The organism is Paraherbaspirillum soli, assembly GCF_042654985.1.
In the GTDB taxonomy this organism is placed as follows: domain Bacteria; phylum Pseudomonadota; class Gammaproteobacteria; order Burkholderiales; family Burkholderiaceae_D; genus Paraherbaspirillum; species Paraherbaspirillum soli.
The window spans coordinates 1-12,269 of record NZ_JBHSMT010000009.1; the positions used below are offsets into that span (position 1 = coordinate 1).

Genomic DNA, 12,269 nt, shown 5'->3' on the forward strand with positions numbered 1-12,269 from the left:
CGAGTTGGTGATCGGCGGCGCCGAGGATGGGCTGGTCGGCCGCACGCCCGGCGCGTTTCATGTGTGGTCGGCGGGGCCGCAGACGTTCGGGCCGATGAGCGTGCCGCAGGCATTTCCGCAGATGCCGCAGGCGGTGTGCAAGGAGTGTCAGAAAGCCGCGAGAGCAGCGCGGGCGGCGACTGGCTCGCCCGCTCTTCGATAACTTCACTTAATGGAAAATCTCATGTCCATGTATTACGGCGTTGATCCACATCATCCTGATTTAATCGGCCTGATTGAAACCGCTGCCGGCAAGTTGAGCGATGAGCGAGTCAGACCGGATGTGATCGCCATGATCGATGGCTGCTTCGACGATGATCTGGCGCTCAGATTTTGGAAGCACAGCAGGCAATATGAACAGGTGATCGTCCCGCTGTATGCGCACAGCTGCTTGAGCGGACTGGAAGAATGCGCTCCGTTCCTGCTGTATCTGACACGCAGCAATTTGTTGGGGTTTCTCAAGCAAAGTGCAGGCAAGCCGATGCTCAGCATCCTACAAAGCCCACTGTCGCTGGCTGGCTTGCAACGGCACTTCGCGGCATTTTTACAGATCCGCACACCATCCGACGGCCTCTGCATGCCGCTGCGTTTTGCCGACACGATGTGCAGCGAGAAGGTGTTGGCCATGTTCGACGACGGCCAGCGCGCGGCGTTCTGTTCCGGCTTCTCGGCCTGGCATCTGATCAACCGTGAAGGGACGCTGACCACGATCGCCGGGACTTGCGTGGACCTTGCTTCTTATACGCCGCCGGTGGTTGCTGAGGCGAACGCGATCGACATCACGGATAAGCAATATGCACGGCTGATCGATAGCGGCGAAGCGGAGTACATCCTGTGCAATCTCGATGAAATGGCGCCGCATATCACTACCGTCCACAAGGCATCCATCTTGTACCGAGTGATTGTTGAATTGCTGGCGGGAATGGATAGGCGCGGCATCAAGAACGATTTGGAGCGACGAAATTTAATACGAGGCGCATTGCAGATGCCAGATAAGTTTGAGGTATTGGCGCTATTGGACGCGGCACAAAAACACGGTGTCGAAGCTGCACTACAACGTTTCGCATGATGACTACATTCACCATGGAGGACTCAATGATGAAAACGCATCACATCTTATTACTTGCCGCAACAGTTGCGCTCAGTGCTTGTGCCGGCAAGCCACCGACCACGACACCAGTACCGTCAACGCTGGTCAGACTTCCGATGACACCGGTGGCAATTGGGTGTGCCTACCATGAAGGCACGTCTTATATCTATTCCTTTTATGTGCAAGAGCCATACAGCCAGCTGATGCTGGGAGGTACCTCTTGCGGCGGCATTAATGCGGCTGGTTACATACTCCCAATCCAATGGCAACCCGGCATGAAGGTCAAGGTGCGCTGGAAACCAAATGCACGCGACTGGATAGAAAAAACGACGACGATCAGGCGGTACGACGAGGCTGGAGATCTATTTGTTCATTTCTTTGCAAATGATGAAGTGCGAGTGGTTTCGTCTGCTCGATATTCCCCCCAAAGCCCGATGCATCCGATTCCCAAAAGCGTCACGATAGCCCCGCCGGAGGAAGAATAAATGAGCCTACCTATCCAATCCGCACCACTGATTGTTCGTGGCCGCGCTGAAGATGTGATGGCATTAAATTTTGCAGAGACATGTGCTATCGACGGCATGAATGGTGAATCGTTCAGGACTGCGCATCTGTTGTGCCAGTGCTTTGTCAAGATAGGTTTGTTTTTCGACGGCACCAACAACAATCGCATCCGTGATGAACCATTGAAGTGCCATACGAATATCGTCAAATTATTCAACGCGCATAAGGATGTTGAAGAAAAGGGTCAGTTGCAGCGGCCACACCATTACAAAATCTACATTCCTGGCCTGGGCACGCGCTTCCCGGAAAACCGGGAATGGCGCGAAAGCCAGGAAGGCAAAGCATTTGGTAAAGGCGGGCAAGCGCGCATTTTATTTGCGCTACTTCAGGTCTATAACGCGGTGTATCAATCGTTTAATGATGGTAAGTCTATGTTCAGCCGTCAGGAAATCACCGCCAAACTTCAACAATACGCGCAAGACGTCGACACTGGCGACCCGCTGCGTGATGCGCACGATCCGCGGCCCGACCGCCGCAGCTGGTTCAAGCCGCTCAGCGACAAACTCGACGAACGCTTGCGTAAGGTACGCGGAGAGCGGCAACGGCCACACATTCCAAAAATTACGCTGAATGTGTTCGGCTTTTCGCGCGGCGCGGTCGAAGCACGCGCATTCTGCTACTGGTTTGCCGACCTCCTCAAAAAAGACGGCACCTTTGCCAGCATGCCGGCCGAGATCAGCTTCCTCGGCCTGTTCGACAGCGTGGCGACGGTCGGTCCATCCAACTCGGTGGCAGAAAGCACGCCGATCTTTTGGGCCGACGGCCACTTTGCCTGGGCCAAGGAAATCCTTCAACCGTTGCCCGATTGCGTCAAGCACACCGTGCATTACATCGCCGCCCACGAACAGCGCCGCAACTTTCCAGTCACCCGAGTCAAGCAAGGTGCTGGCGGCAAAGTGCTGGAGTATCTGTACCCCGGCGTGCATTCCGATGTCGGCGGCGGCTATGCGCCTGGCGAACAGGGAAAATCGCCAAGTATGGACACGCTGCTGTCGCAAATCCCGCTTCTGCACATGCACCATGCGGCCACTGTCGCCGGTGTACCGTTGGCCGCGTATTGCGTGATGCCGTCCGATTTGAAAGAGGATTACGAGATTTCGCCCGAACTGAGCGCGGCCTGGAACGCTTACATGAAAGCGGGGGAGTTCAAGGGCGATGATTTCCGTTCTTTGATGAAGCAACACATGCGGCTGTTTTACAGCTACCGGCACGCCTTCCTGAATGGTTTCCATTATTTGCATTTCTACGCTGAGGGCTGCAACGCCCAGGAAAAAGAAGACCTGGGCAGCTACAACGAAGCCCTGAAAAGCGACCTGGCCATCCTGCGCAGACGCGCAACCCTGATGCAGTCTCGGTCCCCTACCGTGAGCCGTATCGAGTATCCGTTGGAGCGGAAAATAGTCGAGCGCGCAAATCATTGGCAACTCCAGGGCTATCTAGGCGATGTGCGGCCCAGCACGGAAGAGCTGTGGGCGCTGGAACAGTTCAAGGAGCCGCCCGACCCGCAGAATGCGCCGTACATGGCGTTGCTGGCGGACCAGGTGCACGACTCGCTGGCGGGGTTTTACCTGGCTGGTTATAGCTCGGCCGAAGAAAAGGCCGAGGCGCTGCTGGCGATGGCGCGAGAGCATGACAAAACCCGCAAAGAACCGAGCGCACGGTACGACAAACAGGTGTGGGACAACTATCAAGAAGCGCTCAAAAACGACTCCGCACTGGCGGCGATGATGCAGAGCCGGATCGCCAAATACAAGGAGGCGGAAAACGCCCCCGGCTATCGCTTGGAGCAAATCAATGCGCTGGAAAACGCGCACCAGCAGACCCCGTTCAGCCAGCAGGAACAAGACAAGTTGACGCCGCTGTTCCCGACCCAAACCGATGCCGACGCGGCCGACCTCGGCCATTGGGCGGTCCGGACACAGAGCGACAAGCGGCGCGAGGGCAGCGGTTATTTGCGGCAGCGGGTGGTGTTTTAAACCCGGCATCAACCCCGCTGCGACAGCGCCTCGAAACCCGGCAACTGTGGAATCCGCTCCGTCATGAATTGCATGAAAAGCGTCGCCCGCAGCGATTGATAACGGCGCGACGGATACAGCAGCGATGCTTCCTGGCCGGGGCCGCTCCAGTCGGGCAGGATCCGTCGCAATTGTCCTGTTTCAATCAAGTCATGCACCAGCCAGGATGGGCATAATCCCAGGCCGGCTCCCAGTACGAAACTCTCGCGCATCGCCAGCGAACTATTCACCTGATAGCGGTGCTGGGGAGCGATACGGATGATGCCGCCGGGGCCGCTCAGTTCGGTCACTTCGCCATTGGCCGGACGCGCAAAGCCGATATAGCGATGGGCTGCCAGATTCGCCGGATGCCGAATCTCGGGGTGGCGTTGCAGGTAGCTCGGGGCGGCCACCAGGTAGCGTTGCGAACTCGCGATCTTGCGGGCGATGACGTTGGGCGGCAGCGCGCCGGCCAGGCGCAGCGCGACATCGACGCCATCCTCGACCAGATCGACAAAGCGGTCGTTCAATATCAGTTCCACTTCGATCTCCGGATACAGTTCCAGGAACTCCAGCACCAGCGCGTTCAGCCGCAACTGGCCGAGACCGAGCGGGGCATTGACGCGCAACAAGCCGGCCGGTTTTTCGGTCAGGCCGCGGGCATCGCTGACGGCTTGCTGGAACTCCTCCAGCACGCGGATGGCGCGCTCGTAGAAACGCCTGCCTTGCTCGGTGGGCGTCAGGCTGGTGGTGCTGCGCTCCAGCAAGCGCACCCCGAGTTCCTTTTCCAACGCGGCGATGGTTTTGCTGACTGTAGGCTGTGTGCTCTGCTGCTCGCGCGCCACCGCCGACAGGCTGCCAAGTTCGACCGCCCGCACGAAGCTGCTGATTGCTTTGATTTGATCCATATCATTCCTATTTGGAATAAGTTATATGCAATTATCGTCTCTACCATGCGTGTTGGGAATGGATTATCTTTCACATATCGGGCACCTCGAAAAACCTACTGCGCGGCCCAATCTCGGGGCTGTGATGCTCGCCGTACCTCCGTACGACTGCGCTTCTCGCCCCGACCTTGGGTCGCTCGCTACGGTTTTTCGAGGTGCCCTGTCAAATCCTCGATCAATTAACGGAGCTTCCTATGAAATTTCAAAAAACCGCAGCCACGCTGACTCTGCTGGCTATGTTGACGGCGCCGGCCATGGCATCGCAGGTCGCCGACGCCGCCAGCGCGCCGCATCAATGGGTAGGCAGCTGGAGCGCCAGCCCGCAGCCGGTCTGGGGTCCGGACTTTGTGCTGCCGACCAATATCCCGGCCACGCTGTCGAACCAGACCGTGCGTCAGATCGCCAAAGTCAGCCTGGGCGGCAAGCGCGCCAGGGTGGTGCTGTCCAATGAATACGGCGCAACGCCGCTGGTGATCGGCGCGGCGCATATTGCGCTGGCCGGCAGCGGTTCTGACATCGCGGCCGGCTCGGATCGGGTGCTCACCTTCAACGGCCGCAGCGCGGTAACGATTGCGCCCGGTGCGCCGGTGGTCAGCGATCCGGTCGATCTTGAGATTGCACCGCTCGCTACGGTCGCGGTCAGCATGTTTTTGCCGCAGACCACTGCATTGAGCACCTTCCACTGGGACGGCAAGCAGACCGCTTACATCACGCCGGGCAATCGGGTGGATGCGACGTCGATCAAGACCGAGCAGACGCTGGAGGCACGCCTGTTCCTGAGCACGATCCTGGTTGAGGCGGCGCCCACGTCGCGGGTGGTGGCGACCTTCGGCGATTCGATTACCGACGGCGCGGCTTCCACCTCGAACCGCAATCAGCGCTGGCCCGACCTGCTGGCGCAGCGGCTGGCCAAGCAACAGGTCGCGGTGCTCAATGCCGGCATCTCGGGCGCCAAAGTCCTGAGCGACAAGATGGGCGTCAACGCCCTGGCGCGGTTCGATCGCGACGTGCTGAATCAGCCCAATCTCGACACCGTGATCCTGATGATGGGCATCAATGACATCAGCTGGCCCGGCAGCAGCCTGGCGCCGCACGATCCGGCCTTGTCGGCGGAGCAATTGATCGCCGGTTATCGGCAGTTGATAGCGCGCGCGCATCTGCGCAAAGTGCGCATCGTCGGCGCCACGCTGACCCCGTTTGAAGGCGCGCTGCAGGGCAGCGAGATCAACGGTTACTACAGCGCCGGCAAAGAGCAGCTGCGGCAAGCGGTCAATCATTGGATACGCAGCAGCGGCGAGTTCGATGCGGTGGCCGACTTCGACGCCGCGCTGAGGGATCCCAAGCACCCGACGCGGTTCTTGCCGGCATTCGATTCAGGCGATCATCTGCATCCGGGCGATAGCGGGTACCAGGCGATGGCGGATGCGATTGATTTGAAAGTGTTAATAGGTCATGCCGATTGAAGTAGGGATTCGCCTCTAATCAGTGGTGAAACCGCCCGATTTCAGCAATCGGGCGGCGTTTTTCAGGTAAATTCGCGGCCTATAACTGACTTTCAATAACGCAACGGCCTCCGATAAAAATCCCATGTCCCATCCTGTCTACCCGCACCTGCTCGCACCGCTCGACCTCGGTTTCACCACTTTGAAAAATCGGGTGGTGATGGGTTCGATGCACACCGGTCTGGAAGACCGCTTCTACAACTATGCCAAGCTGGCCGAGTATTTCCGGGCTCGCGCCAAGGGCGGGGTGGGGCTGATAGTGACCGGCGGCATTTCGCCCAACCGCCAGGGCTGGCTGTTGCCGTTCGGCGGCACCATGAACAGCGTCGGCGACATCCGCAATCACCGGCGGCTGACCGACGCCGTGCACGAAGAAGACGGCAAGATCGTGATGCAGATCCTGCATTCGGGGCGCTACGGTTATCACCCGTTCGTGGTGTCGGCCTCGGCCATCAAATCGCCGATCTCTTTATTCAAACCGCGCGCGTTGACCGAACGTGGCATCCAGTCCAGCATCGCCGCCTATGTGCGCAGCGCCACGCTGGCCCAGCGTGCCGGTTACGACGGCGTCGAAATCATGGGCAGCGAAGGTTATCTGCTGAACCAGTTCCTGTCGCCGCGCACCAACCGCCGCCAGGACCGCTGGGGCGGCAGCCTCGAGAACCGGATGCGGCTGGCGCTGGAAGTGGTGCGGCGCACCCGGCAGGCGGTCGGCGAGCGTTTCATCATCATGTATCGGCTGTCGGTGCTGGACCTGGTGGAAGGCGGCAATACCGGCGCCGAAGTGGTGGCGGTGGCGCAGGCGCTGCAACAGGCCGGCGTGACACTGATCAATACCGGCATCGGCTGGCACGAGGCGCGGGTGCCGACCATCGTCACCTCGGTGCCGCGCGGCGCGTTCCGCGAAGCGACGGCCCGTCTCAAGGCGGCCGTCAGCGTGCCGGTGATCGCCTCCAACCGCATCAATATGCCGGACGTGGCTGAACAGATCCTGGCTGCCGGCGACGCCGACATGGTGTCGATGGCGCGGCCGTTCCTGGCCGATCCCGACTTCGTGTTGAAGGCGCAGCAGAATCGCGCCGATGAAATCAATACCTGCATCGGTTGCAACCAGGCCTGTCTCGACCACACTTTCCAGAACAAGCGCGCCAGTTGCCTGGTCAATCCGCAAGCCTGCCATGAAACCGAACTGGTCTATCGCCGCACGCCTAAGGTGCGCCGGGTGGCGGTGATCGGCGCCGGACCGGCCGGGCTGTCGGCCGCCAGCGTCGCCGCCGAGCGCGGCCATCAGGTCACGCTGTTCGAAGCGGCGGCGCAGATCGGCGGCCAGTTCAACGTCGCCAAACGGATTCCGGGCAAGGAAGAATTCAACGAAACCATTCGCTATTTCCACCACCGTCTGCAGCGCAACGGCGTCGAGCTCAAGCTCAATCAGCGCGTCACGCAAGGGCAGCTGGAAGCGCTCGGCTTCGACGATGTGATCGTGGCGACCGGGGTGCTGCCGCGCAATCCGCGCATCCCCGGCATCGAGCATCCGATGGTGCTGTCCTACCTGGATGTGTTGCAAGGCAAGGTCGCGGTCGGCAAGCGGGTGGCGGTGATCGGTGCCGGCGGCATCGGTTTCGACCTGTGCGAATTCCTGCTGCACGATCCGCAAGTGCCGTTGCCGCTGCCGATCGCGCACTGGATGGATGAGTGGGGCGTCGATCCGCTGGCGGCAGAAGCCGGCGGCTTGCGTCCTGCGGCAGCGGTCGCGCCGCTGCGCGAAATCCATCTGTTGCAGCGCAAGCAGAGCAAAGTCGGCGCCGGTCTCGGTAAAACTTCGGGCTGGGTGCATCGCAGCGTGATGCAGCGCAACGGCGTGCAGATGCTGGCCGGAGTCGACTATCAACGGATCGACGACCAAGGCTTGCACATCACCGTAGGCGGAGAAGCGCGCTTGCTGGCGGTGGATAACGTGGTGATCTGCGCCGGTCAGGAATCGCTGCATGAACTGGTCCCGGCCGCCGCCATCGCGCCCGCCAAACCCGGCCAGCCGCTCAAAACGCAAAACAACGGCGCCGGCGTTCGCTATCACCTGATAGGTGGGGCTTCGCTGGCCAGCGAACTGGACGCCAAGCGGGCGATACGCGAAGGGGCGGAGCTGGCCGCAGCCTTATAGTCGATAGTCGGCCTCAAGCGTAACGGGTCGCCAGCAGCTTTGCGACCCAATCGACAAACGCGCGCACCCGCGGCGACAAGTGCCTGTTATGGGCGTACACGATGGAAACCGGCAGCGGCGCCGGTTTGAAGTTCGGCAATACCTCCTCCAGCACGCCGCTTGCCAGCAGCGCTTCCAGCCCAAGGCGCGGCGCCTGGATCAGTCCCAGTCCGGCCTGGCAGCAGGCCAGATACGCATCCGAACTGTTGACTGAGACGATGCCGGACATCTTCAGGAAGCGCGGCTCGCCGCTGTCGACATATTCCCAGCCCAGCTCGCGTCCGGTGCGGCTGGAAAAATAATTCACCACCACGTGATTTTGCAAATCGGCCAGGCTTTGCGGGCGTCCGCAGCGATCGAGGTAGGACTTCGCCGCGCAATTGATTTGCTCCATGCTGCCGATGCGGCGGGCGATCAGGCTGGAGTCGCTGAGCGGCCCGACCCGCACCACGCAATCGACCGCCTCGCCGACCAGATCGACAAAGCGATCGGTCGCGCTCAGCTTGAGCTGGATGTTGGGATACAGCGCAAAAAAATCCGGCAAGGCTGGAATCACCACCATATGCGCCAGCCGCTCTGGCAGGTCGACCCGGATCACGCCGCGCGGGTTCAGGTGGTCGCGCTGGAACAGCGCATCGAGGTCTTCGAACTCCGCCAGCAGCCGGGTACAGCGATCGAGATAGGTGATACCCTCATCGGTCAGGGTCACCTTGCGGGTGGTCCGATGCAGCAGCCGCACCCCCATGTGTTTTTCCAGCGCCTGCACCGCGTTGGTCACGGTGGCCGGCGGCAGGCTGAGCTGCTCGGCCGCTCTGCTGAAGCTGCCCAACTCGGCCACGCGCGAAAAGATTTCCATTGTTTGAATGCGATCCATGGCCTGCTCGATTGTTAGTTGATTTCGAATAAAGAAATCATTTTAAGGCCATTTATTAAGCAGTGGCGGCGGACAATAATGCTTCCGAAGCGATTGGTTTTAATGCTGCTTTCCGCAGCTATCGAATCCCTTTCTCATAAGGATAGTCATGATGAAAACGCGAAAACTAGGCATCAACGGCCCCGACACTTTCCCGATCGGCCTCGGTTGCATGGGCATGTCCGACCTGTACGGGCCGGCCGATGAAAATGAAAGCATCGCCACCGTGCATGCGGCGTTGGACGCCGGCATCACCTTGCTCGATACCGGCGATTTCTACGGCATGGGGCACAACGAAATGCTGATTCGGAACGCATTGCACGGTCGCCATCGCGACCAGGTTTTGCTGAGCGTGAAATTCGGCGCGATGCGCGATCCGGCCGGCGGCTGGATCGGCACCGACGGCCGGCCTGAGGCGGTCAAGAATTTTCTGGCCTATACCTTGCGCCGTCTGGGTACCGATCACGTCGACATTTACCGTCCGGCGCGGGTCGACCCGGCGGTACCGATCGAAGAAACGGTGGGCGCCATCGCCGACCTGGTGAAAGCCGGTTACGTGCGTCATATCGGGCTGTCCGAAGCGGGCGCAAAAACCATACGCCGGGCCCAGGCCGTGCATCCGATTGCCGATTTGCAAATTGAATACTCGCTGATTTCGCGCGGCGTGGAAGCGGAGATCCTGCCGACCTGCCGCGAGCTGGGGATAGGCATCACGGCCTACGGCGTGTTGTCGCGCGGCCTGATCAGCGGTCACTGGGGCAAGGACCGGACGCTGTCGACCGGCGACTTCCGCAGCCTCAGCCCGCGCTTCAGCGGCGACAACCTGGAACACAATCTTTCTTTGCTGGATGCCTTGCGTCGCATCGCCGACGAGAAGCGCGCAACGGTGGCGCAGATTGCGATTGCCTGGGTGCTGTCGCGCGGCGACGACATCGTGCCGCTGGTGGGAGCGCGCCGCCGCGACCGCTTGTTCGAGTCGCTAGGCGCGACGCGGATTCATCTGACGGCTGACGAGCTGGTGCGGATTGAGCAGGCGGTGCCGATCGATGCGGTTGCGGGGGAGCGGTATGCGCCGATGATGATGGAGCATTTGGATAGCGAGCGGGCTGGTGATCATTAAGAGCATGTTGGGCACCTCGAGAAGCCTACTGCGCGGCCCAAAATCTCGTGGCTGCGATGTTCACCCGCTCCGTACGGCTGCAGGTGTTGCAACATCGTCGCCCCGACCTTGAACCGCTCGCTACGGTTTTTCGAGGTGTCCTGTTGTCTTAAGCGTGTGCCGCTTGTTTCAATACTTCAGCAGCCCATTGATTAAGGCTCTTGCCCGATGCTTGTGCTGCGATGGCGGAGGCGGCATGTACTTCCGGCGGTATGCGGAGCATGAGTTTGCCTGATGCTGGTTTTTCCGGCTGGCGGCCGGTTGCCTTGCAATCGGCCAAATAGTGATCGACGGCTTGATGAAAGTCTGTCGTTAATTCAGTTACGGTTTCTCCGTGAAAACTGATGCTGTCGGCGATACCGAGAACACGGCCTACAAAAATATTGTCACGCGGGTCGTATTCGATGCGTGCGGTATAAGCGCCATAAATCATGGTGTTGTTCATGGTGTGATTCCTTGTGATGTCAGCAACTCCCGGAGTTCCTCAACTTGGTAGCGTTTGGCCTCTTTACCGGGATGCGGATAGAGGCGCTTGCCGTTTAGCTCAAACACGATGCGCGATCCTTCTCCCTCGCGTACGTCGCCGCCTACCGAAATAACCAGCGCTTCGAGATCGGCAAAGACAATGCCAGGCAGAGTGGGCTTGGTAAATACGGCTTGCAGTGTTTTTTTGTGTTTGGCTTTCATGCTCTAAATGATAGCACATTGTGATATCTCTACGAGTTACGGGTCAAGCAAGCAGAGGCTTGTGCTGCTCCTGGCGATCAGTTGTTCGTCTTGACGGCTGCTCCTTTCTTTTGCTTCCAAACGAAGCGATAACTAAGCCATGAAGGAGAGCCGTCATGGTTAGCTGCAAACTTTTCGCTTCGATTTCCTACGTCCGACAGACTCCTAAACAAACGCCTCCACCACAATCCGCGCCGCCGACGCCAGCACTTCGCTGCGCGACTTGGCATCTTGCTGATGCTGGGTAAAGTAAATTGCGAGCACCATCGGCGCTTTCCCCGGCGGCCACAGCACGGCGATGTCGTTGGTCGTGCCGTAATCGCCGGTTCCCGTTTTGTCGCCTACCTGCCAGCTGGCGGGAACGCCCGCCCGTATCCTTGCGGCACCGGTCGTATTGCCGCGCATCCATCGTTGCAACTGCTCCCGTTGCGGCGCAGGCAGCGCGTCGCCGAGAGCGAGTCGTTGCAGGCTGCGCGCCATCGCGAGCGGCGTCGAGGTATCGCGTGGATCGCCGGGAATGGCTGTGTTGAGTTCGGTTTCCCAGCGGTCGAGACGGAACTCATTGTCGCCAATCGAGCGCGCAAACGCCGTCACGCCGGCTGGGCCGCCCAGCATCTTGATCAATAGGTTGCCGGCTGTGTTGTCGCTGTATTGAAGTGCCGCGGCGCACAGTTCGCTGACCGTCATGCCGTCCGCGACGTGCTTCTCGGTGATCGGCGAGTAAGCGACCAGGTCGCTTTGCGGGTATTTGATGCGTCGTTCTAAAAGTGTGCTGTCACGGCTGCTGCGTTCAAGAATTGCGGACGCGACGAGTGCTTTGAACGTGCTGCAGAACGGGAAGCGTTCGTCGGCGCGATAGTTCAATTGCGCGCCGTCGGCCAGGTTCAGCGCGGCGACCCCGAGCCGGCCGGCCGATGCAGTTTCGAGCGCTTTCAGGCGCGCTTGTGCCGAGGCCGAAGCGCGTGCGCCGTCCGGCGGCGATGCGCAAGCGCCTATCAGCGGGGCAGAGGCGGCGGCGAGAAGTAATTTGCGGCGAATGGGAGAGTGAGTCATATATTTGTGTGTTGTGAGTGAGGGCATAGGACAGGTGTAAGCGGCGGCAAGTTTCACTAATGATGAGATTGCGGACGGCAGG

At 60.0% G+C, this 12,269-nt stretch carries 12 protein-coding genes; 7 read left to right on the forward strand and 5 right to left on the reverse strand.

Annotated features, from left to right (window positions below; all coding sequences use genetic code 11):
* From ACFPM8_RS05340 to ACFPM8_RS05355, 4 genes are all read left to right on the forward strand, one after another.
* Positions 1 to 202: hypothetical protein (locus ACFPM8_RS05340; RefSeq protein ID WP_378995759.1), on the forward strand; the 202-nt coding region annotated here is incomplete at its 5' end.
* Between the two features lie 21 nt (positions 203 to 223).
* On the forward strand, positions 224 to 1,108 hold the full coding sequence (locus ACFPM8_RS05345; RefSeq protein WP_378995762.1) for a DUF4123 domain-containing protein: 885 nt from the start codon (positions 224 to 226) through the stop codon (positions 1,106 to 1,108).
* Positions 1,109 to 1,134: 26 nt separating this feature from the next.
* The gene (locus ACFPM8_RS05350) at positions 1,135 to 1,614 is read left to right on the forward strand and encodes a DUF3304 domain-containing protein (RefSeq protein ID WP_378995764.1); all 480 of its coding nucleotides are present in this window, start codon (positions 1,135 to 1,137) and stop codon (positions 1,612 to 1,614) included.
* A complete protein-coding gene (locus ACFPM8_RS05355; RefSeq protein WP_378995766.1) occupies positions 1,615 to 3,669 on the forward strand; it encodes a T6SS phospholipase effector Tle1-like catalytic domain-containing protein in 2,055 nt (684 codons plus the stop codon).
* Between the two features lie 8 nt (positions 3,670 to 3,677).
* Here the strand turns inward: ACFPM8_RS05355 and ACFPM8_RS05360 are convergent, their stop codons facing one another.
* Positions 3,678 to 4,595: a LysR family transcriptional regulator gene (locus ACFPM8_RS05360; protein WP_378995768.1), complete on the reverse strand. Its 918-nt coding sequence runs from the start codon at positions 4,593 to 4,595 to the stop codon at positions 3,678 to 3,680.
* A 233-nt stretch (positions 4,596 to 4,828) separates the two neighbouring features.
* On the opposite strand from ACFPM8_RS05360, the gene ACFPM8_RS05365 reads away from it, so the two are divergent.
* Both ACFPM8_RS05365 and ACFPM8_RS05370 read left to right on the forward strand, forming a co-directional pair.
* A complete protein-coding gene (locus tag ACFPM8_RS05365; RefSeq protein WP_378995770.1) occupies positions 4,829 to 6,097 on the forward strand; it encodes an SGNH/GDSL hydrolase family protein in 1,269 nt (422 codons plus the stop codon).
* Between the two features lie 124 nt (positions 6,098 to 6,221).
* Positions 6,222 to 8,297: an oxidoreductase gene (locus ACFPM8_RS05370; protein ID WP_378995772.1), complete on the forward strand. Its 2,076-nt coding sequence runs from the start codon at positions 6,222 to 6,224 to the stop codon at positions 8,295 to 8,297.
* 13 nt (positions 8,298 to 8,310) lie between these two features.
* Here the strand turns inward: ACFPM8_RS05370 and ACFPM8_RS05375 are convergent, their stop codons facing one another.
* Positions 8,311 to 9,210 carry a LysR family transcriptional regulator gene (locus tag ACFPM8_RS05375; RefSeq protein WP_378995774.1) on the reverse strand — a complete coding sequence of 300 codons (900 nt, stop codon included), beginning with the start codon at positions 9,208 to 9,210 and terminating at the stop codon, positions 8,311 to 8,313.
* Positions 9,211 to 9,361: 151 nt separating this feature from the next.
* Between ACFPM8_RS05375 and ACFPM8_RS05380 the strand changes: the two genes are divergently transcribed.
* Positions 9,362 to 10,369 (forward strand): aldo/keto reductase, encoded by a 1,008-nt coding sequence (locus tag ACFPM8_RS05380; protein ID WP_378995776.1) that lies wholly within the window; start codon positions 9,362 to 9,364, stop codon positions 10,367 to 10,369.
* Between the two features lie 148 nt (positions 10,370 to 10,517).
* Here ACFPM8_RS05380 and ACFPM8_RS05385 read toward each other — a convergent pair whose 3' ends face one another.
* The 3 genes from ACFPM8_RS05385 to bla form a co-directional block, all read right to left on the reverse strand.
* Positions 10,518 to 10,853: a type II toxin-antitoxin system HicB family antitoxin gene (locus ACFPM8_RS05385; RefSeq protein ID WP_378995778.1), complete on the reverse strand. Its 336-nt coding sequence runs from the start codon at positions 10,851 to 10,853 to the stop codon at positions 10,518 to 10,520.
* Positions 10,850 to 11,095, reverse strand: coding sequence for a type II toxin-antitoxin system HicA family toxin (locus ACFPM8_RS05390; protein ID WP_378995780.1), 246 nt, complete (start codon positions 11,093 to 11,095; stop codon positions 10,850 to 10,852). Before ACFPM8_RS05390 ends, ACFPM8_RS05385 begins: the two co-directional genes overlap by 4 nt.
* A gap of 204 nt (positions 11,096 to 11,299) precedes the next feature.
* Positions 11,300 to 12,187 carry a class A beta-lactamase gene (bla, locus tag ACFPM8_RS05395; RefSeq protein ID WP_378995783.1) on the reverse strand — a complete coding sequence of 296 codons (888 nt, stop codon included), beginning with the start codon at positions 12,185 to 12,187 and terminating at the stop codon, positions 11,300 to 11,302.
* Positions 12,188 to 12,269: the final 82 nt, after the last annotated feature.